Source organism: Mycobacterium sp. (genome assembly GCF_035499775.1).
Lineage (GTDB): Bacteria > Actinomycetota > Actinomycetes > Mycobacteriales > Mycobacteriaceae > Mycobacterium.
Genome location: NZ_DATJYB010000315.1, coordinates 1 through 24500 on the forward strand (window position 1 = coordinate 1; position 24500 = coordinate 24500).

At 67.4% G+C, this 24500-nt stretch carries 20 protein-coding genes and 1 pseudogene; 10 read left to right on the forward strand and 11 right to left on the reverse strand.

Annotated elements, in window-relative coordinates:
* Positions 1 to 477, forward strand: a 477-nt coding sequence (rplA, locus tag VML93_RS19910; RefSeq protein WP_325613320.1) for a 50S ribosomal protein L1, incomplete at its 5' end; no start/stop codon positions are given.
* A gap of 66 nt (positions 478 to 543) precedes the next feature.
* Entirely contained in the window at positions 544 to 2409 is a 1866-nt protein-coding gene (locus tag VML93_RS19915; RefSeq protein ID WP_325613322.1) for a fatty acyl-AMP ligase, read from the forward strand.
* 1 nt (position 2410) lies between these two features.
* Here the strand turns inward: VML93_RS19915 and VML93_RS19920 are convergent, their stop codons facing one another.
* From VML93_RS19920 to VML93_RS19965, 10 genes and pseudogenes are all read right to left on the reverse strand, one after another.
* Complete coding sequence (locus VML93_RS19920; RefSeq protein WP_325613323.1) at positions 2411 to 3628, reverse strand: RNA polymerase sigma factor; 1218 nt, start codon at positions 3626 to 3628, stop codon at positions 2411 to 2413.
* Between the two features lie 8 nt (positions 3629 to 3636).
* Complete coding sequence (locus VML93_RS19925) at positions 3637 to 4335, reverse strand: YciI family protein (RefSeq protein ID WP_325613324.1); 699 nt, start codon at positions 4333 to 4335, stop codon at positions 3637 to 3639.
* A 99-nt stretch (positions 4336 to 4434) separates the two neighbouring features.
* Entirely contained in the window at positions 4435 to 5331 is an 897-nt protein-coding gene (gene mmaA4, locus VML93_RS19930; protein WP_325613326.1) for a hydroxymycolate synthase MmaA4, read from the reverse strand.
* Positions 5332 to 5430: 99 nt separating this feature from the next.
* A complete protein-coding gene (locus VML93_RS19935) occupies positions 5431 to 6312 on the reverse strand; it encodes a cyclopropane mycolic acid synthase family methyltransferase (RefSeq protein WP_325613328.1) in 882 nt (293 codons plus the stop codon).
* 171 nt (positions 6313 to 6483) lie between these two features.
* Positions 6484 to 6681, reverse strand: a pseudogene (locus VML93_RS19940) (class I SAM-dependent methyltransferase); the annotation flags it as partial.
* 120 nt (positions 6682 to 6801) lie between these two features.
* Positions 6802 to 7662, reverse strand: coding sequence for a cyclopropane mycolic acid synthase family methyltransferase (locus tag VML93_RS19945; RefSeq protein ID WP_325613331.1), 861 nt, complete (start codon positions 7660 to 7662; stop codon positions 6802 to 6804).
* An 85-nt stretch (positions 7663 to 7747) separates the two neighbouring features.
* Entirely contained in the window at positions 7748 to 8653 is a 906-nt protein-coding gene (locus VML93_RS19950) for an alpha/beta hydrolase (protein WP_325613332.1), read from the reverse strand.
* 51 nt (positions 8654 to 8704) lie between these two features.
* On the reverse strand, positions 8705 to 10051 hold the full coding sequence (locus tag VML93_RS19955; RefSeq protein WP_325613333.1) for an AarF/ABC1/UbiB kinase family protein: 1347 nt from the start codon (positions 10049 to 10051) through the stop codon (positions 8705 to 8707).
* A gap of 118 nt (positions 10052 to 10169) precedes the next feature.
* Positions 10170 to 11093 carry an alpha/beta fold hydrolase gene (locus VML93_RS19960; protein WP_325613335.1) on the reverse strand — a complete coding sequence of 308 codons (924 nt, stop codon included), beginning with the start codon at positions 11091 to 11093 and terminating at the stop codon, positions 10170 to 10172.
* Between the two features lie 19 nt (positions 11094 to 11112).
* Positions 11113 to 11688, reverse strand: a complete 576-nt coding sequence (locus VML93_RS19965; RefSeq protein WP_325613388.1) for a DinB family protein — start codon at positions 11686 to 11688, stop codon at positions 11113 to 11115.
* 135 nt (positions 11689 to 11823) lie between these two features.
* Between VML93_RS19965 and VML93_RS19970 the strand changes: the two genes are divergently transcribed.
* From VML93_RS19970 to VML93_RS19980, 3 genes are read left to right on the forward strand one after another with little or no spacing between them, the layout of a single operon-like run.
* A complete protein-coding gene (locus VML93_RS19970; protein WP_325613336.1) occupies positions 11824 to 16023 on the forward strand; it encodes an NEW3 domain-containing protein in 4200 nt (1399 codons plus the stop codon).
* Positions 16020 to 16640 (forward strand): DUF7158 domain-containing protein, encoded by a 621-nt coding sequence (locus VML93_RS19975; protein WP_325613338.1) that lies wholly within the window; start codon positions 16020 to 16022, stop codon positions 16638 to 16640. Before VML93_RS19970 ends, VML93_RS19975 begins: the two co-directional genes overlap by 4 nt.
* On the forward strand, positions 16640 to 17551 hold the full coding sequence (locus tag VML93_RS19980) for an ROK family protein (RefSeq protein ID WP_325613339.1): 912 nt from the start codon (positions 16640 to 16642) through the stop codon (positions 17549 to 17551). Before VML93_RS19975 ends, VML93_RS19980 begins: the two co-directional genes overlap by 1 nt.
* A 134-nt stretch (positions 17552 to 17685) precedes the next feature.
* On the opposite strand, the gene VML93_RS19985 is transcribed toward VML93_RS19980, so the two are convergent.
* The gene (locus VML93_RS19985) at positions 17686 to 18948 is read right to left on the reverse strand and encodes an IS110 family transposase (protein WP_325613341.1); all 1263 of its coding nucleotides are present in this window, start codon (positions 18946 to 18948) and stop codon (positions 17686 to 17688) included.
* Between the two features lie 345 nt (positions 18949 to 19293).
* Here VML93_RS19985 and VML93_RS19990 point away from each other — a divergent pair, with 345 nt between their 5' ends.
* From VML93_RS19990 to VML93_RS20010, 5 genes are read left to right on the forward strand one after another with little or no spacing between them, the layout of a single operon-like run.
* Complete coding sequence (locus tag VML93_RS19990) at positions 19294 to 20232, forward strand: hypothetical protein (RefSeq protein WP_325613342.1); 939 nt, start codon at positions 19294 to 19296, stop codon at positions 20230 to 20232.
* 9 nt (positions 20233 to 20241) lie between these two features.
* Positions 20242 to 20997 carry a deoxyribonuclease IV gene (locus VML93_RS19995; protein WP_325613344.1) on the forward strand — a complete coding sequence of 252 codons (756 nt, stop codon included), beginning with the start codon at positions 20242 to 20244 and terminating at the stop codon, positions 20995 to 20997.
* 43 nt (positions 20998 to 21040) lie between these two features.
* On the forward strand, positions 21041 to 21883 hold the full coding sequence (locus VML93_RS20000) for an alpha/beta hydrolase family esterase (RefSeq protein WP_325613345.1): 843 nt from the start codon (positions 21041 to 21043) through the stop codon (positions 21881 to 21883).
* Between the two features lie 46 nt (positions 21884 to 21929).
* Positions 21930 to 23558, forward strand: a complete 1629-nt coding sequence (locus VML93_RS20005; protein ID WP_325613347.1) for an acyl-CoA dehydrogenase family protein — start codon at positions 21930 to 21932, stop codon at positions 23556 to 23558.
* A complete protein-coding gene (locus VML93_RS20010) occupies positions 23558 to 24496 on the forward strand; it encodes a crotonase/enoyl-CoA hydratase family protein (protein WP_325613349.1) in 939 nt (312 codons plus the stop codon). The genes VML93_RS20005 and VML93_RS20010 overlap by 1 nt, the downstream gene beginning before the upstream one ends.
* Positions 24497 to 24500 lie beyond the last annotated feature (4 nt).

Here is a 24500-nt window from a genome sequence, read left to right on the forward strand (position 1 = left end):
TTCGCCGTCGGCGAGAAAGCCGAGCAGGCCCAGGCCGCCGGCGCCGATATCGTCGGCAGCGACGACCTGATCGAAAAGATCCAGGGCGGCTTCCTGGACTTCGACGCCGCGATCGCCACGCCCGACCAGATGGCCAAGGTCGGTCGTATTGCCCGGATCCTGGGTCCGCGTGGCCTGATGCCGAACCCCAAGACCGGCACCGTCACCCCCGACGTCACCAAGGCGATCTCCGACATCAAGGGCGGCAAGATCAACTTCCGCGTGGACAAGCAGGCCAACCTGCACTTCGTCATCGGCAAGGCGTCGTTCGACGAGAAGAACCTGGCCGAGAACTACGGCGCCGCGCTGGACGAGGTGCTGCGGCTCAAGCCGTCGTCATCGAAGGGCCGGTACCTGAAGAAGATCACGGTGTCGACGACCACCGGCCCGGGCATCCCGGTCGACCCGTCGATCGTCCGCAACTTCGCAGAGGCCTAAGCTGGCTCGGATGTTCACCGTGCGTCCCTGACGATGCAACGTACAGCCGCCTCTTAGACTCCCCTCATGAGTAGTACTTCAGCGAGTGGAGATGGCGGTCGGGGAAGTCGACCGGAGTTGGCCGATTACCTCGACGCAACCGGCAGCATCGTGCTGCCAGACGGCGTCAACCTGGTGACGTTTCTGGACCGCCACATAGCCGACATCGGCGATGCCGTCGCTTACCGCTACCTCGACTACACCCAGCACGCCGACGGTAAGGCGATCAACTTGACCTGGACCGAGCTGGGCACCAGGTTGCGGGCGATCGGTGCGCGCCTCCAGCAGGTGACCTCGCGGGGTGATCGGGTGGCCATACTGGCTCCGCAGGGCATCGACTACATCGTCGGTTTTTTCGCTGCGATCAAGGCCGGCGACATCGCGGTGCCGTTGTTCGCGCCGGAGTTGCCTGGCCACGCGGAGCGCCTCAACACGGTGCTTGCCGATGCCCAACCCGCGGCGATACTGACCACCGCTGCTGCGGGTGCGGCGGTTCAGGAGTTCGTCCGGTCGCTACCGCGCGACCGTAGACCGCGGGTGATTGCGATCGACGAAGTCCCCGATTCGGTGGGCGCCACGTTCGCCCCGGTTCATCTCGACACCGACGACTTTGCGTATTTGCAGTACACCTCGGGGTCGACGCGGGCGCCGGTCGGTGTCGAGATCACCCATCGGGCGATCGGCACCAACGTGCTCCAGATGGTGATCTCGACCGGCATGGACTATGACATCCGCAGCGTCAGCTGGTTACCGCTCTATCACGACATGGGCCTGCTGATGATCGTGTGCGTGGCGGTATTCGGCACCCAGGTCACACTCATGTCGCCGATCGCGTTCGTCCGAAGGCCGCAGCGGTGGATCCGACAGCTGGCAGCCGAGTCTCAGCACGGCCGCACATTCGCGGCGGCGCCGAATTTCGCGTTCGAACTGGCCGTTAAGCGCGGCCTCCCGGATGCAGGCGAGGAGCTCGACCTGAGCAATGTGGTGTCGCTGATCAACGGCTCCGAACCGGTCAGCATCTACTCGATCGCGAAGTTCAACGCGGCGTTCGCCCCGTATGGCCTGCCAAGCACGGCGGTCAAGCCGTCTTACGGCATGGCCGAGGCGACCCTTTTCGTCTCGACCATCGATCCCGCCGCCGGGGCAACCGTTGTCTACCTGGACCGCGAACAGTTGGGCGCTGGGCATGCGGTTCGAGTCCCGCCGGACGAGCCGAATGCCACCGCGCACGTTTCCTGCGGCCGGATCTCCCGCAGCCAGTGGGCTGCCATCGTCAACCCGGACACCGAGGCGGAACTACCCGACGGTGAGGTCGGCGAAATCTGGCTGCACGGCAACAACATCGGCCGCGGCTACTGGGCACGCCCCGAGGAAACCGAGCGCGTGTTCGGCAACAAGCTGCAGTGCCGACTGCCGGTCGGCAGCCATGCGGACGGGGCGCCGAGCGAGGCCACCTGGCTGCGCACGGGTGATCTCGGCATCTACCTCGACGGTGAGCTCTACATCACCGGTCGTATCAAGGATCTGATCATCGTGGACGGCCGCAACCACTATCCCCAGGATATCGAGGCCACCACAGCCGAGGCGTCCTCAGCAGTGCGATCGGGTTACGTCGCGGCATTCTCGGTGCCCGCCAATGGGCCCGGCGAGGCCGGCGAGCGTCTGGTCATCGTTGCCGAACGGGCACCGATCGCGGCCCGGACCGATCTGCAACCGGTCATCGATGCCATCCGCGCGGCGGTATCGCGCCGGCATGGCCTGGCGTTGTCGGATGTGCTGCTGGTGGCGGCCGGCACCATCCCACGAACCACCAGCGGCAAGCTGGCCCGTCGGGCATGCCGCGCCCAATATCTCAAGGGCGAGCTGAGCGTCCGGGGCTTGGGTCAGCGCTGATCTACGGCGAAAGTTCGGCGATGCGCCGACGCAGATAGTCGCGGCCCGGCTCGGAACCATTGGACGCCAACGCCGTTCGATACCAGGTGACGGCCTCGGCGGGTCGTCCGGCGCGCCGCAGCAGATCGGCGCGCACCGACGCCACCAGATTCGAGCGGGCCAGCCGGGGATCATGCGCCACCTTTTCCAGTGCGGCCAGGCCGGCGTCGGCGCCGTCGCGCAGCCCGACCGCCAGCGCGCGGTTAGCCAACACCACCGGCGAGTCGGTCGTCTGTAGCAGCCGGTCGTATGCGGCGCAGATAGCACCCCAGTCGGTGTGCTCCCAGGACGGCGCGGTGGCGTGCACAGCAGCGATCACCGCCTGCGGCAGATAGGGCCCGGTTGATCCCTGGGCCCGTCGTAGCCGATCCAGGCCGCGGCTGATGCGCGCGCCGTCCCACCGGCGCCGGTCCTGTTCCTCCAGCGGCACCAGCGCCCCGTCGCCGTCCACGCGCGTCGTCCGACGCGAATCATGCAGCAGCACAAGGGCTGCCAATGCGTGCGCCTCCAACTCGGCGGGCATCAGCGTGCACAGCTCGCCGGCCAGCCGGACCCCTTCGTCGCACAGCTCGTCGCGGATCGCCGACGGCCCTGCCGTCGACCAATAGCCCTCGGTGAACACCGAGTAGATGCAACTGAGCACATGTGGTGTGCGTTCGGGCAGCAAGTCGGCGGGCGGCACCCGCAACGGGATGTTGGCATGCCGGATCTTGTTCTTGGCCCGCGTGACTCGCTGACCGACGGCGGTCTCCGTCTGCAGCAGCGCACGGGCGATCTCGGCGACGGTCAACCCGGACACCAGCCGCAGCGTCAGCGCCAATTGCGACTGCCGGTCCAGCGCCGGGTGTGCGCAGGTGAACATCATCCGCAGCTCGTCGTCGCGAACCGGATGCGGTTCGGTGTGCTCGGTGCGGGCTCGAATATCGTCCAGCACGGCCACCAATTCCTTTCCGGGACGGATGGATTCGCGGCGCAATCGGTCGCGGGCCCGATTGCGGGCAACGGTTACCAGCCAGCCGCCCGGACGTTCCGGCACCCCGTCGCGGGGCCAGCTGCGAAGCGCCTCGGCGCAGGCTTCCTGGACGGCGTCCTCGGCGACGGACAGGTCGCCGGACCACCGCGCGAGCGCGGCGACGGCGGGTCCCCATTCCCGGCGGAAGACGCCGTCCAGGTCGGCCATTCGGGTAGCTAGAGCCCGGCTACCCCCACGAACTGCCGCAGCTGCACAGCAGTAGCGGGGATCATCGACGCGACCTTGACGGCCTCGTCGCGGTCGGCGGCGTCGAGCAGGTAGACGCCGGTGGCGATTTCGGCGCCTTCCACGTATGGCCCGTCGGTGATCAGGACGTCACCGTCGCGGACCCGCACGGTCGTCGCCGCGGACCGGTCGTGCAATGCGGCGCCGCTGATCACGTGATCGCCCGCCGCGGTCATGAACTCTCCGTGGCGCGCCGACATCGCCTCCCACTCCGGTGTGCCCGGTGTGTGCGCGGATGCGGGTGGTTCCAGCAGCAACGCGAGCCAGTCGTCCCCGGTGAGCTTGCGGGACGGTTCGAAGGAGTGGAACACCGGCCACAGTTCCACGGCGCCATACGTGGCCACCGGAATGTCACGCGCCAAAGCCAGAGCCTCGTCCAGGTTTTCGGCCTCGAACACGTAGTAGCCGCCGGCCACCTCGGCGCCCTCGGCGAACGGCCCGTCGGTGACTACGGGCGCGTCCGGACCGCCGGTGATGCGCACCGCCGCGGCAGCGGAGTGCAGGGCATCACCGGCGCGGATCGCTGAGGCGGCCTTGACGTGGAAGTCCTGGTACTTGGCCATTTCGGCCGCTTGCTCGTCGGGCGTGCGCTCGACTTCCTTGCTGATCAACAGGGCGAAATACTGCATGTCTCGTCACCTCCGGATAGCGAGCGAAACCCAGTGTTCCACTCTCTATCTAATTCGACGAACGTCGCCGCCTCAATCCGACACCGGCAGCCCAGGAATCTAAGCGGCGGCACCCGGCTTGAGGTAGGTCACCAGGCTGCAGTCCAGCATCTCGTCGGCGAAGTAGTGCTCGCAGCCGCGCAGATATTTCATGTACCGGTCGTAGACCTCTTCGGAGGTGACCTCGATCGCCTTGTCCTTGTTGGACTCCAGCGTGTCGCCCCAGATCCGCAGCGTCTTTATGTAGTGCGGCTGCAGCGAAAGGGGCTCGGGAACAACGAAGCCGGCCTTCTCGCCGTGCTCGACCATCATCTCGGTGGACGGCAACCGGCCGCCCGGGAAGATCTCGGTAACGATGAACTTGATGAAGCGCGCCGTCTCGAAACTCAGCTTCTTGCCGCGCGCCGCCATGTTGTACGGGTGGTAGCTGACGCTGCTCTGAACGGTCATCCGGCCGTCTTCCGGCATGATGTTGAAGGTCCGCTTGAAGAAGTCGTCGTAGTTCTCGTGCCCGAAGTGCTCGAAGGCCTCGATCGACACGATGCGGTCGACGGGCTCGCTGAAATCCTCCCAGCCCTGTAGCCGCACCTCGCGAGAGCGATTGGTGTCGATGGCACCCAGCAGTTGCTGGCTGCGGGCGTGCTGGTTCTTGGACAGGGTCAGGCCGATGACGTTGACGTCGTACTTCTCGACGGCGCGCTTCATGGTGGTGCCCCAACCACAGCCGATGTCCAGCAGCGTCATCCCGGGCTTGAGGTCGAGCTTGTCCAGATTGAGGTCGATCTTGGCGTACTGGGCCTCTTCAAGGGTGATGCCCGGCGGCTCGAAGTAGGCGCAACTGTAGATCCGGGTCGGATCTTGGAACAGCGCGAAGAAATCGTCGGAGACGTCATAGTGCGCCTGGATGTCCTCGGACCGTGTGCGCGTTTTCGTCGGGCCAGCCTGGTTCTCAGCCATTGTCGTTTCGTTCTCCTGGATGATCTTCAACTACTTGAGGACACGCACGCGTGGTTTGTGTGACGTGCAACCATACCGATTATTCAACGCGCCGCTCGACTACTTCTCCAAGGTGAAGTGATTGCAGTCGACATAGCCCGCCCGGAATACCTTGGCGCAGCCGGTCAGGTACTTCATGTACCGCTCATAAACCTCTTCGGACTGGAGCTCGATGGCCTCGTCTTTGTGTGCTTCCAGGGCCTCAGACCAAAAGTCGAGGGTCTTTGCGAAGTCCGCCTGCAGCGACTGGATCCGGGTGACCCGGAAACCGACCTTCGCCGAATGTTCCTCGACGGTCTCGATGGTCGGCAGCCGGCCGCCCGGGAAGATGTCGGTGACGATGAATTTCATGAACTTGGCCATATCCATCGTCAACGGTATGCCACGCTCGATGACCTGCCGGACGTGCAAGCCCGTGATCGAGTGGAGCAGCATCACACCGTCTTGGGGCAGCGCCTCGTAGACGAACTTGAAGAAGTCGTTGTAGCGGTCGAAGCCGAAGTGCTCCAGCGCTTCGATGGTGACGATGCGATCCACCGGCTCGCTGAACTCGCACCAGTCATTCAGCAAGACCCGGTACGAGCGGTTTGTGTCGACCCCATCGAGCAGTTGCTGGCAGTAAGCGTGCTGGTTCTTCGACACGGTCAGGCCGACGACGTTGACGTCGTACTTCTCGATGGCGCGTTTCATCGCCGAGCCCCAGCCGCAGCCGATGTCGAGCAGGGTCATGCCGGGTTCCAGCCCGAGCTTGTCCAGCGCGAGGTCGAGCTTGGCGATCTGTGCCTCTTCCAGGGTCATGCCCTCGCGCGGAAAGTAGCCACAGCTGTAGGTGCGAGTCGGATCCGTGAACAGCGCGAAGAACTCGTTCGAAATGTCGTAGTGTGCCTGGACGTTTTCGTCGTTCGGCCGCGTGTTCACAGGGGCCGTTGGGTTTTCAGACATAAGCCCTCCCGCTGCGACGGACATCTTCAAGAGATAGCCGTCTCCGGAACCCTACACGGGGCCGGCGGCATCCCGCGCGTTTGAGGGCGCGTGACTGCGATTTTCTCGATCGAGATCCCCCGGTTAGCAGTCCGGCCGGCGCAAACACCACTTCTCCCGGGTGAATTGGTCGTCGAGCAGCGTCATGCCGGGCCGCAGGCGCAGCTTGCTTAGCGCCAGGTAGGTCGGGGTCGGGTCCAGAAACAGCCGGAAGAAGTCGTCCGACAAGTCGTAGTGCGCCTGCACATCGGCGAAGTGCGGCGTTAGCTTCAAAAGCCACGAGGCCGTATTGCCTTTCTGGACCGATCGGCCCCACGGTGCATGCAACATCTGGAGAAGTTCCCCCGCATGGTTGGGGAATCCTAGCCGACTTCGTGCTCCCGCACTAAACCGAGACGCAATTCGCGCAGGTCAGAATGGGTGCGTTTGCCCCCTGGCGCCGCCAGGCGGCTACTTGGTCAAAGTGTATTGGGCGACGCTGGACAGGCCTTTGCGGAAGAGGTTCGCGCAGCCAGTCAGATAGCGCATGAAGCGGTCGTAGACCTCTTCGGACTGGACGGCGATCGCCTGTTCGCGATTGCCCTCCAGGTTGGCCGCCCACATGTCCAAAGTCCGCACGTAATGCTCCGGCAGGTATTGAATTTCACCGACCTTGAATCCGCTGGCCTCTGCGTTGTCGACGATGTCGGCTTCGCCGCACATACCCCCGCCGGGAAAGATTTCCGTTGCCAGAAAGCGAAAGAACCGCAGATCGCTCATGGTCACCGTGATGCCGTGGTCGCGCCAATACGTCTGCGGGCGGGTGAAGATGCTGTGCAACAGCATCCGGCCGTCGTCGGGCATGATCTCGTAGGCGCGATCGAAGAACGCGGGCCAGCGCTCCGCTTTGAATGCGTCAAAGGCCTCGAACGTGACGATTCGATCGACCTTCTCGTCGAACTCCTCCCAGCCCTGCAGCCGCGCCTCGGCGTGCCGCTCAGTCGGGATCTCGGCCAGCCTGGACTTGCTGAGCTGGTAGTGATTTCGGCTCAGCGTGATGCCGATGACATTGACGTCGTACTTCTCCACCGCCCGGACTACCGCTCCGCCCCACCCGCACCCGACGTCGAGCAGCGTCATACCCGGCTCGAGGTTCAGCTTGTCCAGTGCCAAATCCAGCTTGGCGAGTTGCGCCTCTTCGAGGGTCATGTCGTCGTTCTTGAAGTACGCACAGGTGTAGACCATGTTGCGGTCCAGGAACAACGAGAAGAATTCGTCCGAAATGTCGTAAGTCGACTGCGACTCTTCGTAAAACGGTCTCAACTTCGTCACTTGCCGCAACCTCCCGTCCCAGCCGTAACCTGTGATGCTTTGGGTGACATCGCCCTGAGAAGTCTAAAGCCATCTGGACTGGGGTTCATCCGGCCGCGGCGAAGTTGGTCCTCAGCTCGCTGATGACTCGATCCCACAACTGCTGCGGCAGATCATGACCCATTCCGTCGAATAACACCAATCGAGCACCCTGGATAGCGCGTGCGACGGCGCGACCACCGAACGGCCGCATCAACTTGTCGGCCCGTCCGTGTATCACGACGGTCGGCGCGACGATGCGCTGGTCGTAGCGCACCAGGCTGCCGCTGCCCAGTACCGCGCTGAACTGCCGCGCGACACCCCATGGGTAGTAGCTGCGGTCGTAGCTCTCGGCCGCTTCGGCACGCACCCGTTCCTCGGGAGCGCGGTAACCCGGGCTGCCGATGATCCCGGTGACCCGCACCGCGTTGTCGACGATGACCTCGCGGGGCGAATTCGGTGGCGGGCCTTTGAGGATCGCCAGCAACGCGCGCGGGGCGGGCGGCGGCAGGAAGCGGCGATTGTTGCTGGAGAAGATAACCGCCAGGCTCTTCGTCCGCTCGGTGAAACGCGCCGCGAAGATCTGGGCGATCATCCCACCCATCGATGCCCCGACAATGTGGGCCTGCTCGATGCCCAGATGGTCCAGCAAGGCCGCGGCGTCGTCGGCCATGTCCTCCAGGGTGTAGGCGGCGCGGCTGGGCAGGCCGACCCATGAGCGGAACATCCGCGACGGCAGCGACTGGCCGCTGCTGTGCCGCTCGGTCTTGCTGGACAGGCCGACGTCGCGGTTGTCATATCGGATCACCCGCAGCCCATGGCCGACAAGCTGTTCGCAGAAGCCGGTGCGCCACAGCAGCAGCTGAGCGCCCAGACCCATGATCAGCAGTACCGGCGGGTCGTCGATGTCGCCCATGTCCTCGTAGTACAGCTTCAGGTCGCCACTCGTCGCGTTGCCGCTGCGAACCTCCACTACATCCTCCTTGCATCCCGGCCTCGCGTCGCCGCCTCGCATCCCGCCCGATTAGACCTCGACGTCCGATTGATGCTCGCGGCTGACCTCGACCATGAAGTTGGCGAAGTACCCCGTCAGCTGCGGATCGGACATCATCTGCCACCTGGGCGCCAGCAGCTTCATGTACCGCTCGACGTACAGGAACTGCTTGCCGATCAGCACCAGCTCGCGGGGCAGCTTGACGTCGTAGGCATCGGCCAGCGTCGAGAGCTGCCGGCCGATGTCGGCATAGGACATGTCGCCCAGGGTTTGCATGGTCAGCGGGGTGGCGAACTTCTCCAGGTCCTTGGCGGCCTCGGCCTCGGGTTTGGTGGTGCCGACGGCTCCCATCAGCACGACGATCTTGCCGGCCGCCGCGTGGTCCTTCGTCACCAGCAGCGCGTACACCAGCTCGCGCAGCAGCCAGCGGGTACGGGGATCGATGCGGCCCATGATCCCGAAGTCGAAGAACACGATGCGGCCCTGGTCGTCGACGTACAGGTTGCCGGCGTGCAGGTCGCCGTGGAACAGGCCGTGCCGCAAACCGCCTTCGAACAGCGAGAACAATAGTGCCTTGACCAGCTCGGTGCCGTCGAAGCCGGCCTTGCGGATGGCGGCGACGTCGTCGATGCGGATGCCGTGTACCCGTTCCATCGTGAGCACCCGCTCGCTGGTGAGCTTCCAGTGCACCTGCGGCACCCGGATGTTCTTGCCCAGCGGCGAAGCGTGCAGGTGGGAGACCCAGGCATCCATCGACTGCGCTTCCAGCCGGAAGTCCAGCTCTTCGGCCAGGTTGTCGGAGAAGTCGGCTACCACGTCTTGGGCGGACAGCCGGCGACCCAGCTTGGCCAGTTCGACGGCCTGGGCGAAGCGCTTCAGGATCTGCAGGTCGGCGGCGACCCGGCGGCGGATGCCCGGCCGCTGGATCTTGACGACGACCTCTTCGCCGCTCTTCAGGGTCGCGTAGTGCACCTGCGCGATCGACGCCGACGCGAACGGATCTTCTTCGAAGCTGGCGAACAACTCGGCGGGCTCGCCGCCGAGCTCGTCGACGAGGAGCTTGTGCACTTCGTTTCTGTCGGCCGGTGGCACCCGGTCAAGCAAGCCGCGGAATTCGCGGGACAGCTCCTCGCCGAATGCGCCGGGGCTGGACGCGATGATCTGTCCGAATTTGACGTAAGTGGGGCCCAGCTCGGCGAACGTGTGCGGGATTTCCTTGATCACTTTTCGTTGCCACGGACCCTTGCCCGGCAGCTTCGTGACGACGCGGGCGGCGGTGCGGGTGACCTGCCAACCAGTGGCGGCCACCCGTGCCGCTTCGACCGGCAACGGCACCCGGTCGAGCTTTGCCACCTCGCGGTGTTTGGTGGAACTCATTGAAGCAGTGTGCCAAATCCGGGCAGGCAAGTCCCAATTTGCGTGACGCCGCTCACGCGCCGATATATCTCGCCGAGCGCGCATTCACGGTGAAAATCGGGCCTCAATTTCACCCTCATTACACGTTCGGCGAAGCGAAAAAGTTCTCGGTCAGCGTCTCGATGATCGGGCGCCACACCGGTTCGGGCAGATCGTGGCCCATCCCGTCGACCATGACGAAGCGCGCGCCCGGGATGGCCGCAGCGACCCCGCGCCCGTTGCGCGGTCGCACCATCGGGTCCACCGAACCGTGCAGCACCACCGTCGGCGCGGTGATGGCCTTGCTGTAGCCGAGCAGGCTGCCGGTGCCCAGCACGGCGTCGAACTGGCGCAGCATGCCGGGTGGGTAGGTGCAGCGTTCGGCCAGCCGCAGCACCCGCTGCCGCAGCTCGCCGTCGGACGGCAGGAAGTTGGGTCCGTTGAACACCGCGATATTGCGCATCTCGAACGCCAGCTTCTCCTCGGCGGACGCGTCGTTGGCCGGAGAACGGAAGGCCAGCCTGATGACGCGCCAGGCCGGCAGGGCAGACAACGGCTTGCCGGTGGTCGACATGATGATGCCCAGCGAAGCCACCCGGTTCGGCTCCTGGGCCGCCAGGATCTGCGCGATCATGCCGCCGAGCGAGGCGCCGACCACGTGGGCCCGGCCGATGTCCAGGTGGTCGAGCAGGCCGACCACATCCTGGGTCATGTCCACCAAGGTGTACGGCACCGGACTGGCCCGGCCCACCAGGTAGCGGCCGACCCGCCGGTAGACCGAGCCCTGGGCGCGCCGGCCATGCATCTTGGCCGACAGCCCGGTGTCGCGGTGGTCGAACCGGATGACGCGGTAACCGGCGTCGACGAACTGCGCGCAGAAGCCGTCGGGCCACATGGGCAGCTGGGCGCCCAAGCCCATGATGAGCAGCACGGGCGGGCCGGCCGGGTCGCCGAGGTCCTCGTAGAACAGCTCGACCGGGCCGTCCGCCGTCTCGCGGCGCGCGGTTCCGCTGCTGGTCAGCATGCTTCCGTTCTACCCGCGTCTACCCGCGCGGTGTCCAGGGCTGCAGCCACGGCGTCGGTTCCCACTGCTCCAGCCCGGCGATCAACTCGTACATGGTGGCGCCGTCGATGCTCTCCCGGATGATGTCGGCATGCCCGGCATGGCGGGCCAGCTCGTTGATCACGTGCAGGATCACCCAGCGCACCGACCAGGCGTCGACGTCTTTGGGGAACCACGGGATGTGGTGCGGAACCGGCACCGCGGCGTCGAGGTCCGTAGTTTCCACCAGCCGCAGCGACTCGGTGTTTTGTTGTTCGAACGCGCGCAGCAGCCCGTCCAGCGTCTCGTCGGGCAGCATCACGTGCTCGTCGGCGCGCCCCTTGGCGATCTCCTCGAACGGTCGGCCGTCCGCCGGCGGCGCGTCCGGCGCCGCCGCGACGCGTGCCATCCAATTGCGTTGCATGCCGGTGGCGTGCTTGATCAGGCCACCGACCGACAGGGCGCTGACCGACGGCGCGGATCGGGCCTGCTCATCGGTGAGGCCGTAGGAGACGGCGAAGTAGGCGCTCTGGTGGTAGGCCAGGTACTCACGCAGGGCGCTGCGGTCGTCGGCCACGGGTGGAGCGAGTCCGGGCATGGTCAATCCTTCCTGTTGCGTCTGCTCGACGGGTTGGCGCCATGGCACCGAGCTTTCCAGCACCCGGCGACAAAGTGCCCCTGATAGGCGCTTCCGGGTCGGTAGGGTGCTGTCATGCAGGTGGTTTCGGCCGAATCGACCGAACTTTTCGTCGGCCCGACGGACGCGTTGTCGCAGCTGGCACGCGTCACGGTCAGCGGATGCACCGAGCCGACGCCGATCCGCATCGACGGCGACGGGCTCAACGGCGAGGTGGTCGTCGCCGCGGGGGACGACGGGTATGTCGAGGTTCCGGTCAGGGTCGACCATCCCGTCGTCGGCCAGCGCCGGGCGGCGCGGGTGCACGCCGGCGCGACGAGCGTGCCGTTCGAGTTCACCGTCGCCGAGCCCGGCTGGACCATGCACATGGTCAGCCACTTCCACTACGACCCGGTGTGGTGGAACACGCAGGCCGGCTACACCAGCCAGTGGCGGGAAGACCCGCCCGGCCGGGCCCGGCAGGCCAACGGCTTCGAACTGGTGCATGCGCATCTGGAGATGGCTCGCCGGGAGCCGGAGTACAAGTTCGTGCTGGCCGAGGTGGATTACCTCAAGCCGTACTGGGACACCCACCCGGAGGACCGCGCCGACCTGCGCCGATTCCTCGCCGAGGGCCGGGTGGAGGTGATGGGCGGCACCTACAACGAACCCAACACCAACCTCACCAGTCCGGAGACCACCATCCGAAACCTGGTGCACGGCATAGGATTTCAGCGCGATGTGCTGGGCGCTGAGCCGGCCACCGCGTGGCAGCTCGACGTGTTCGGCCACGACCCGCAATTCCCCGGGATGGCCGCCGACGCCGGGCTGACGTCCAGTTCGTGGGCCCGCGGGCCGCATCACCAGTGGGGCCCCGCGCAAGGCGGGGACGTCGACCGCATGCAATTTTCCAGCGAGTTCGAGTGGATTTCGCCGTCCGGCCGGGGCCTGCTCACCCACTACATGCCGGCGCACTATTCGGCGGGCTGGTGGATGGACTCGTCGGCCTCGCTGGCCGAGGCCGAGGACGCCACCTACGCGCTGTTCGACCAGCTCAAGAAGGTTGCGCTGACCCGCAACGTGCTGCTGCCGGTGGGCACCGACTACACGCCGCCCAACAAATGGGTCACCGCCATCCACCGCGACTGGGCCGCTCGCTACACCTGGCCGCGATTCGTGTGCGCGCTGCCGCGCGAGTTCTTCGCGGCGGTGCGCGCCGAACTGGCCGAGCGGGGCGAACAGCCGTCGCCGCAGACCCGCGACATGAACCCGATCTACACCGGCAAGGACGTGTCGTACATCGACACCAAACAAGCCAACCGGGCCGCCGAGAACGCCGTCCTGGACGCCGAACGGTTCGCCGTGTTCGCCGGGCTGATGACCGGAGCCGCGTACCCCCAGGCGGCGCTGGCCAAGGCATGGGTGCAACTGGCCTACGGTGCACACCACGACGCGATCACCGGATCGGAGTCCGACCAGGTCTACCTCGACCTGCTGACCGGCTGGCGCGACGCGTGGGAGCTGGGACGCGAGGCGCGCGGCAATTCGCTGGCGCTGCTGTCCGGAGCGGTGGACGTCCCCGACAACTCGATGCTGGTGTGGAACCCGTTGACGCATCTGCGCACCGATGTCGTCACCGCCCGGCTCGACCCGCCGCCGGCCGCCGGGGTGCGGGTGCTGGACCCCGACGGTGACGACGTACCCGCGCACGTCGAGCACGGCGGGCGGCTGGTCACCTGGCTGGCCCGCGATGTGCCGTCGCTGGGCTGGCGCGCGTACCGGCTGGTGCCCGGCGACGCGGGAAGGGAAGCCGCGGGCTGGGAAGCGCTGCCCGCTACCGAGATCGCCAACGAGCATTACCGGCTTGCCGTCGACCCCGCGCGGGGCGGGGCGGTCCGTTCGCTGGTTCATAACGGTCGTGAGCTCATCGCCGATGGCAAGGTGGGCAACGAGCTCGCCGTCTACGAGGAATACGCCTCCCACCCGACACAGGGTGAAGGCCCGTGGCACCTGCTATCCAAGGGGCCGGTGGTCGGCTCGTCGGAGTCGCCCGCCGAGGTGCGGGCCTACCGTGGTCGGCTGGGTCAGCGGCTCGTCGTGCACGGCCGGATCGGCACGCTGCTGCGCTATACGCAGACCCTCACGCTGTGGCACGACGTGGCACGAGTGGACTGCCGCACCACCATCCACGAGTTCACCGGGGTCGACCGCTTGCTGCGGCTGCGCTGGCCGTGTCCGGTGCCCGGGGGCATGCCGGTCAGCGAGGTCGGCGACGCCGTCGTCGGGCGCGGGTTCGCGCTGCTGCACGACGGTCAGGACAATTCCCGCGCGGTGGACACCGCACAGCACCTATGGACGCTGGACAACCCGGCCTACAGCTGGTTCGGGCTCTCCTTGGCGGCGCGGGTTCGGGTGGGTCCGGACGCGGTGCGGGCGGTATCGGTGGCCGAAGTGGTGTCGCCGTCGGAGCCGATGTCGGGCCCGATGGCGCGTGATCTGATGGTCGCGCTGGTCCGCGCCGGTGTGACGGCGACCTGCAGCGGCGCGGACAAGCCGCGTTACGGCAACCTCGAGGTCGACTCCAATCTGCCGGACACCCGCATCGCGCTGGGCGGACCGACCCGCAACGCCTTCACCAAAGCCGTGCTGGCCGAAGCCGACCCGGCATACACCGCCGAGCTCGAGCGGCAGCTTGCCAAGACCGGCCGGGCCAGGGTGTGGATACCGGCCGACGAAAAGTGCAGGCCGCTGGCCGCGGTCTGGGTGCCCGGCGCCGATCTGCGCGGACCGCGCGCATTGCCGGTGCTGGTGATCGACGGCCGCGACGAGAGCAGCCTGCGGGCCGCGATCGCGGCGGTGACCGACGACCTCGCCGACGCCGAGATTGTCGTGGCCCAGGAGGCCCCTTCCGGCTGCGAGCCGTTCGAGGACCGAACCGTCGCGCTGCTCAACCGCGGGGTGCCGAGCTTCGCCGTCGACTCCGATGGCACCCTGCACACCGCGCTGCTGCGCTCCTGCACCGGCTGGCCGTCCGGCGTGTGGATCGACGAACCACGGCGCACCGCGCCCGACGGGTCCAACTTCCAACTCCAGCACTGGACCCACCATTTCGACTACGCACTGGTCTGCGGCGACGGCGACTGGCGACGTGCCGGGATCCCGGTCCGCAGCGCGCAGTTCTCCCACCCGCTCAGCGCGGTGACCCCGCAAAAGCGGGGGGGAAGGCTGTCACCGGTCGGGTCGCTGCTGCATGTCGAGCCCGTCGACTCGGTGCACCTGGGCGCGCTCAAGGCGGCCGGCAACCCGCTGGCAGCCGGCAGCGCCCAGCGGGTCGACCCTGGCGTGGTGGCCCTGCGGCTGGTGGAGACCACCGGCGCCCACACTCGCGTGACGATCGGCTCCGAGCTCGGCAAAGTCCGCGCGCTCCAGCTCGCCGACCTGCTGGAAAAGCCGGAACGACGCAAACGGGCGGTGGACCTGCACGGCTATCAGGTCGCCACGGTGCTGGCCCGGATCGACGCGCCCAAGGTGCTTGCCGGTTCTTGCGAACTGGCCCCGCAAACCGAGACCGCCCAGCCGCTGTACGCGCGCTACTGGCTGCACAATCGCGGCCCGGCACCCTTGGGCGGTCTGCCGGCCGTCGCCCACCTGCACCCTGAGCTGGTGGCGGCCGAGGCGGGCAGCGAGGTGGTGTTGCGGCTCACCGCGGCCAGCGACAGCAGCGACTACACGCTGAGCGGCGCGGTTCAACTGGTGTGCCCAGAAGGCTGGTCGGCCACGCCCGCCGAGCGGCCCTTCACGCTGTGCGCCGGCGAGTACGTAGAGGCCGACGTTGCGCTGACGATTCCGGCCGGCGCCGAACCGGGGCTGTATCCGGTCCGGGCCCAGTTGCGCGTCACCGGCAACTACGTGCCGGCCGCCTGGCACCAGGTGGTCGAGGACGTGTGTGTGGTGGCTGTCGGCGGCGTTTCCGATGCCGAGCTGGTGTACCTCGTCGATTCGCCGGCCGGGATTGAGCTGAAAGCCGGCAACTCCGCCCGCCTGACGGTTACGGTCGGCAGCCATGCCCGGGCCGACTTGGCGCTGGAGGCGCACCTGATCAGCCCCTGGGGCACCTGGGAGTGGATCGGCCCGGCCGCGCTGGGTGCGACGCTGCCGGCCGCCGGCACGGTCGAGCTCGGCTTCGACGTCGCGCCGCCGGCGTGGCTGGAACCCGGCCAGTGGTGGGCCCTGGTCCGGGTCGGGTGCGCCGGCCGGCTGCTGTACTCGCCGGCGGTTCAGGTGACGGTGACATGAGCCGCGCCCCAGTGGTCGCGACCGTCGCGGGCGCCCCGGTTACCGTCGGCGAGGTGGACGCGCGGGAGGCGGCGCTACGCAGCGGGTCCCGCGCGGCCGCGTTACCGGCGAGCGGCACCAGTGAGGGACGGCAACTCAGACGCTGGCTGACGCAGCTGATCGTGACCGAGCGGATGGTCGCCGCCGAGGCGGCCGGCCGCGGCCTGACGGCGGGGCAAGCCCCGAGCGAGGCCGACCTGCTGCCCGACGTGACCGCCCGACTGGAGATCGGCAGCGTGGCCGCGGCGGCATTGGCCGACCCGCGGGCGCGGGCGCTGTTCGTCGACATCACCGCCGACGTCGACGTGGCCGATGACGACGTGGCCGACTACCACGCCCGCAACCCGCTCCGGTTTGCATCGCCGCGGCCCGGCCCGGATGGCTGGCGCACACCGTCGAGCGTCGGGCCGCCGCTGGAGCAGGTGCGTTCGGCGATCGCCGAGCAGCTGCGCGGCGCCGCCCGTCGACGTGCCTTCCGCATGTGGCTGGACGCGCGTCGCGCCGCGCTGGTTGAGCTGGCGCCCGGCTATGAGCATCCCGGTGACCCGCGCCAGCCCGACAACACCCACCGGCACTGATGCTCACCCTGTGCCTGGACATCGGCGGCACCAAGATCGCCGCCGGACTGGCCGATGCCGCCGGCGCGCTGGTACACACCGCTACCCAGCCCACGCCGGTCGCGGCCGGCGCTGACGCGGTCTGGGCCGCCGTCGCCGCGATGATCGCCGACGCCTTGCGCGCGGCCGGTGACGCGGTCGGTGGCGTGGGCATCGCGTCGGCCGGGCCCGTCGACCTGGACAGCGGAACCGTCAGCCCGATCAACATCGGCTGCTGGCGCGGCTTCCCGCTGCGCGACAAGGTGGCCGCCGCCGTGCCCGGCGTGCCGGTACGGCTGGGCGGCGACGGCGTGTGCATGGCCCTGGGCGAGCACTGGGTCGGGGCCGGGCGGGACGCGCGCTTCCTGCTGGGCATGGTGGTGTCCACCGGCGTGGGCGGCGGGCTGGTGCTCGACGGCATGCCTTACGACGGGCGGACCGGCAATGCCGGTCACGTCGGCCACGTCGTGGTGGAACCGGATGGCCGGCCCTGTACGTGCGGCGGCCGCGGCTGTGTCGAGACGGTCGCGTCGGGCCCGTCGATGGCGCGCTGGGCGCGGGCCCACGGCTGGTCTGCGCCCCCGGATTCCGGCGCTAGGGAGCTTGCCGACGCGGCGGTGGCCGGGGATGCGGTGGCATTGGCGGCGTTTCGCCGGGGCGCCACGGCCCTGGCGGCGATGATCGCCTCGGTGGCCGCGGTGTGCGATCTGGACCTCGTCGTCGTCGGTGGAGGAGTGGCCAAGTCGGGCGGCCTGCTCTTCGACCCGCTGCACGCGTCGCTGGGCGACTACGCCGGGCTGAGCTTTCTGTCCGGCCTGCGGGTGGTGCCCGCCGGGCTAGGCGGTGCCGCCGGGCTGGTCGGCGCGGCCCGGCTGGTCGGGCTCACCCAGTAGCGCGAGCAGGCGCGAAAGCCCCCAAATTCGGCCCGAATTGGGTGCTGGTACGTGAATCAGGGTGACCACGGCGGGGGTGACCAGCCGGCGGACCGCAGCGGGGTGTCGGCTTGTGACGGTGTGTATTTCGAGTGTTAGGCGGCGGGTTCGAGGGTGACTTTGAACCCTTGGGCCTCCAGCTTGGCGACGAGACGTTGGCGCTCCTTGTCGGGATCGATGCGGGTGGTGAAGTAGTCGGCGCCCAGGTCCTGGTAGGGCTGGCCGGTGTCCAGGACGTGCCAGATGATCACGATCAGCTTGTGCGCGACGGCGATGATGGCCTTCTTTTTGGCCGCGGGGCTGCGGAACCCGCCGAACTTTCGGACCTGGCGGCGGTAGTACTCGTGCAGGTAGCCGTGGGTGCGCACAGCGGCCCAGGCGCACTCGACCAGGACCGGTTGCAGGTGCTGGTTGGCCTTGCGGCGGTGACCGTGGCGACGTTTGCCGGCCGATTCATGGTTACCGGGGCACAGCCCCGCCCAGGAGGCCAGGTGTTCGGCGGAGGGAAACCAGGCTGCGGGATCGGTGCCGATTTCGCTGATGACCGTCGCTGCGGCGTGATGCCCAATCCCTGGGATGGACGTGATCAGCTCGCGTCGGGCACAAAAAGGCTGCATCATCTGCTCGATCTGCTCGTCTAGGGCGACGATCATCGCATCGAGCTGATCGAGATGGGTCAGATGCAACCGGCACATCAGGGCGTGATGGTCATCAAAACGCCCCTCCAACGCCCGCGCCAGATCGGGGATCTTGGCACGCATGCTGCCCTTGGCCAGCTCGGCGAGCACCGCCGGGCGGCGCTCCCCGTCGATCAGGGCCTCCACCATCGCCCGCACCGACTTGGTGGCGATCGAGGACGCCACGCTGTCGGCCTTGATCCCGGCATCCTGCAGCACGTTGCCCAGCCGCTGCAGCTCCGAGCTGCGATGCTCGACCAGCTTGCGGCGATAGCGCATCACATCGCGGGCGGCTTTGATCTGCTCAGGGGGCAGGAACGAGCCCCGCAGCAGCCCACATTCGAGCAGATGCGCCAACCACTCCGCATCCGAGAGGTCGGTCTTGCGCCCCGGCACGTTCTTCACATGGGCGGCATTGCACACCCACACCTCGAAATCACCGTGCGCCAACAACGCGTGATAGACCGGCATCGAGTAGATCCCGGTGGCCTCCATCGCCACATGCGTCACACCCTGGCCGGTCAACCACCGCGCACACTCCCGCAACACCCCGTAGAACGTCTTGAACATGCGCTTGATCGTGGTGCGCCCATCGGGGCCATCACCCGGCGCCCGCACCGCCACCGCGACGATATCTTTGCCGACATCAATACCAGCACACCGCTCATAGAGAACCTGCATCTCACCAGCCCCTTTCCCAGCCAGCACCGCAACCAACAGCGTGCGCCACAAGGAAGCCCCCAACACGAACTCAGAGACTGGTACTCGCGCTCACAGCAGCAACCGGGAACACCCGGAAAACAAGGGCTCCAGTGTCATTCTTTTGCCCGACCACACACAGCCAAGCACCTACGACATCAACACCGCAGCGCACCCTCCGATTCTCATTCACCACAAACGGACGCACCAGCGCCCATCACCCTCTTTTGCGTCTGTTGGCGCGTGCCCGCGCACAGTCGCGCGCTGGTCCACATATCGCCCGTCGCTGCCTACCGCCGGGACTGACCACGCAGCATCCTGTTCGCCGTGGACACCGAAAGTGTGCTGCTGGCCAGCGGCGGACTAGCGACCACCGCCGAGCTGCTGACCACGGTCACGCGCCGGCAGCTGGGCGGACTGGTCAAGGCGGGCAGGCTGATTCGGGTATGCCATGGGGTCTACGCGGTGAGTCGACCCGACGTGCTCGGGCAGCTTGCCGCGCTCGACCTGTCGGCCCGCGAGCCGATTGTGAGCTGCATGGGCACCGCCGCGGCGTTGTACGGCTTCGACACCGAGAACACGTCGCGCCTGCACATCCTCGATCCGGGGGTGCGGATGCGGCCTTCGTCGGGCCTGATGGTGCATCAGCGGGTCGGCGCACCACTACGACGGGTGGAGGGCCGACTCGCGACGGCGCCGGCCTGGACGGCGATCGAAGTCGCGCGGACGCTGCGGCGGCCGCGCGCCCTGGCGACGCTGGACGCCGCCCTGCACATCGGCGCTTGCACGACAGCGGAATTGAGCGTGGCGATCCGCGAGCAGAAGGGCCGCCGCGGCATCGTCAAAGTCCGCGAGTTGATCGGCCACGCCGACGGGTGCGCCGAGTCGCCGATGGAGAGCGAGGCGCGACTGGTGTTCATCGACAACCAGGTACCCACGCCGGAACTGCAGTACGAAATCGTGGACTCCTACGGCAAGCTGTGGCGTGTCGATTTCGCCTGGCCGGACGCGATGGTCGTCGCCGAATACGACAGCGTGGATTGGCACCTGGGCCGCGTGGCCCTGATACACGACCGGCTGAAAGCCGCACGGCTGCAGGAATGCGGCTGGCTGAGCATTCCGATGACGGTGGAGGATATCCGCCAGGATCCGGTAGGGCTCTCCGAGCGGGTCAAGTTTCACCTGGCGAGCAGACGCGAAAGCACCCGCACGCCCGGCGGGTTGGGTACTTCTGCGTCTGCTCGCCACAACCAGGCGACGCACTAGACTGGCCGCGTGCTCATCGGTTCGCATGTCCACCAAGAAGATCCCCTGGCCGCCGCGGCGGCAGACGGCGCAGACGTGGTGCAGTTCTTCCTCGGCAACCCGCAGAGCTGGAAGAAGCCCAAGCCGCGCGACGACGCCGCCGCGTTGAAGGCGTCCAGCGTGCCGCTGTACGTCCACGCTCCGTATCTGATCAACGTGGCATCGGCCAACAACCGGATCCGCATCCCGTCGCGCAAGATCCTGCAGGACACCTGCGACGCGGCCGCGGAAATCAACGCCACGGCGGTGATCGTGCACGGCGGCCACGCCGACGACAACGACATGGAGGCAGGCTTCGAGCGGTGGGTCAAGGCGCTGGACTATCTCGAAACCGACGTCCAGGTGTATCTGGAAAACACCGCGGGCGGCGACCACGCGATGGCCCGCTACTTCGACACCATCGGCCGGCTGTGGGACCACATCGGGGACAGCGGCATCGGCTTCTGCCTGGACACCTGCCATGCGTGGGCTGCGGGTGAGGGCCTGATCGACGCCGTCGACCGCATCAAGGCGCTGACCGGCCGCATCGACCTCGTGCACTGCAACGACTCGCGCGACGCGGCGGGCTCGGGCGCCGACCGGCACGCCAATTTCGGCACCGGTCAGATCGACCCGGAGCTGCTGGTCGCGGTCGTCGAGGCCGCCGATGCGCCGGTTATCTGCGAAACCGCCGACGAGGGCCGCAAGGACGACATCGCGTTCCTGCGGGAAAAGACCGGCGGCTGAAGATCTAAGAGTTTTCTAAGCTGACGGTCCTACCGTGGAAGCCATGCTGCGTCGGGTCGTCGCTCTTCTCGGCGCAGCCCTCCTGCTCGCAGGTTGTGCCAAAGGGGAGGGCGAGAACCTCCCGACGGGCTTCGTGACCGGCACCAGCATCCACACCATCAAGATTCACAACCAGGACCGCACCTACCGGGTCTACAAGCCGGCGGGAGTGCCGGCGTCGGCTCCGCTGGTCGTCGTACTGCACGGCGGGTTCGGCACCGCCGCGCAAGCCGAAAGAGCTTATGGCTGGGACAATTTAGCCGATTCGGCCAAGTTCGTCGTCGCCTATCCGGACGGCCTCAACAGGGCCTGGAACACCAATGGCGGGGGCTGCTGCGGCCCGTCCGGGCGAGACGGCGTCGACGACGTCGGCTTCATCACCGCGGCCGTCGCCGACATCGTCCGCAACGTCGGCATCAACTCCTCGCAGGTGTATGCCACCGGCATCAGCAACGGCGGCATCATGTCCTACACGCTGGCGTGCAATACCGGCATCTTCGCCGCAATCGGTCCGGACTCGGCGACTCAGCTGGACCCCTGCCGGTCACCGCACCCGACATCGGTGATGCACATTCACGGCACCCGGGATCGGCTCATCCCCTACCAGGGCGGACAGGGCTTGAGCATCATCAACGGCCCGTCGGTGCCCGAGGTAAATGCGTTCTGGCGCAACGCCGATAACTGTGCGGCCCCGGCCGAAACGACCAACGCCGGAGTCACCACGTCGACCGCCGGCTGCCCGGACAAGCGCAGCGTCGTGCTCGTCACGGTGGACGGCGGCGGCCACGAATGGCCGTCCTTCGCCACCGCAGCGCTGTGGCAATTCTTCGCCGCGCACCCGCGCTGACATTACAGCTCTTGTGCGGTTGTCGATAAAATGTAATATTGACGCTATGCCAGATACCCATGTCGTCACCAACCAGGTTCCCGTGCTGGAGAACCACAACCCCGCGACGTCCCCGGTACTCGTCGAGGCCCTGATCCGCGAGGGCGGCCAGTGGGGCCTGGACGAGGTGACCGAACTCGGCGCGATCAACGGCAGCCGCGAAGCCGAACGCTGGGGTGAGCTGGCCGACCGCAACCGACCTATCCTGCACACCCACGACCGGCAAGGTCACCGAGTCGACGAGGTGGAGTTCGACCCGGCTTACCACGAACTGATGCGGGTGGCGATCACCCACGGCCTGCACGCCGCGCCCTGGGCCGACGAGCGACCGGGCTCGCACGTGGTGCGGGCCGCCAAGACGTCGGTGTGGACGGTGGAGGCCGGCCACGTGTGCCCGATCTCGATGACCTACGCCGTCGTCCCGGCACTGCGGTTCAGCCCCGAACTGGCCAAGGTCTACGAGCCGCTGCTGACCAGCCGCGAATACGACCCCGAGCTGAAACTGGCCACCACCAAGGCCGGTATCACCGCGGGCATGTCGATGACCGAGAAGCAGGGCGGCTCCGACGTGCGCGCCGGCACCACCCAGGCCACCCCCAACGCCGATGGCACCTACAGCCTGACCGGCCACAAGTGGTTCACCTCGGCGCCGATGTGCGACATCTTCCTGGTGCTCGCCCAGGCTCCAAAAGGCTTGTCCTGCTTCATGCTGCCGCGGATCCTGCCCGACGGCACCCGCAACCGGATGTTCCTGCAGCGGCTCAAGGACAAGCTCGGCAACCACGCCAACGCGTCCAGCGAGGTCGAATACGACGGCGCCACCGCGTGGCTGGTGGGTGAGGAAGGTCGCGGTGTCCCGACCATCATCGAGATGGTCAACCTCACCCGGCTGGACTGCACCCTCGGTAGCGCGACCAGCATGCGCACCGGCCTGACCCGCGCGATTCACCATGCCCAGCACCGAAAGGCGTTCGGCGCCTACCTGATTGACCAACCATTGATGCGCAACGTGCTGGCCGACCTGGCGGTCGAGGCCGAGGCCGCGACCATCGTGGCGATGCGGATGGCCGGCGCCACCGACAACGCGTTACGCGGCGACGGCAAGGAGGCGCTGCTGCGCCGCATCGGACTGGCGGCCAGCAAGTACTGGGTGTGCAAGCGCTCCACCCCGCACGCCGCCGAAGCGCTGGAGTGCCTGGGCGGCAACGGCTATGTCGAAGACTCCGGCATGCCGCGGCTGTACCGGGAGGCGCCGCTGATGGGCATCTGGGAGGGTTCCGGCAACGTCAGTGCGCTGGACACGTTGCGCGCCATGGCAACTCGCCCCGAATCCGTCGAGGTGCTGTTCGACGAGCTGGCGGCCAGCGCGGGTCAGGATGCCCGCCAGGACAGCCATGTCGAGAACGTCAGGCAGCAACTGGCCGACCTGCAGACCATCCAGTACCGCGGCCGCAAGGTCGCCGAGGACATCTGCCTGGCGCTGCAGGGTTCGCTGCTGCTGCGCCACGGGCATCCCGCCGTCGCCGAGGCCTTCCTGGCCACCCGCCTCGGCGGTCAGTGGGGCGGGGCGTTCGGCACCATGCCCACCGGCCTGGATCTGGCGCCCATTCTCGAGCGCGCCATGGTCAAGGGCTGATGACTCACGCGATCAGGCCGGTCGACTTCGACAACCTGAAAACGATGACCTACGAGGTCACCGGCCGGGTTGCGCGGATCACCTTCAACCGGCCGGACAAGGGCAACGCGATCATCGCCGACACTCCGCTGGAGCTGTCGGCGCTGGTGGAGCGCGCGGACCTCGACCCCAATGTGCACGTCATCCTGGTGTCCGGTCGCGGCGAAGGCTTCTGTGCCGGCTTCGACCTGTCGGCCTACGCCGACGGGACCGGATCGGCCGGCGGGACCGGCGCGTACGAAGGCACCGTGCTCGACGGTAAGACCCAGGCCATCAACCACTTCGCGAATCAGCCGTGGGACCCGATGATCGACTACCAGATGATGAGCCGCTTCGTGCGCGGGTTCTCCAGCCTGATGCATTGCGACAAGCCGACGGTGGTCAAGATTCACGGCTACTGCGTGGCCGGCGGCACCGACATCGCCCTGCATGCCGACCAGGTGATCGCCGCCGCCGACGCCAAGATCGGCTACCCCCCGACGCGGGTGTGGGGTGTCCCGGCGGCGGGCCTGTGGGCGCACCGGCTGGGCGACCAGCGCGCCAAGCGGCTGTTGTTCACCGGCGATTGCATCACCGGCGCGCAGGCCGCGGAGTGGGGCCTGGCGGTCGAGGCGCCGGAGCCCGACGACCTCGACGAGCGCACCGAGCGACTGGTACAGCGGATCGCGGCAGTGCCGGTCAACCAGCTGATCATGGTCAAGCTCGCGCTCAATTCGGCTCTGCTGCAACAGGGTGTGGCCACCAGCAGGATGGTCAGCACCGTGTTCGACGGTGTCGCCCGGCATACGCCCGAGGGGCACGCCTTCGTCGCCGACGCCGTCGAACACGGCTTCCGGGATGCGGTCAAGCACCGCGACGAGCCGTTCGGCGACTACGGCCGTCAAGCGTCACAGGTGTAACACC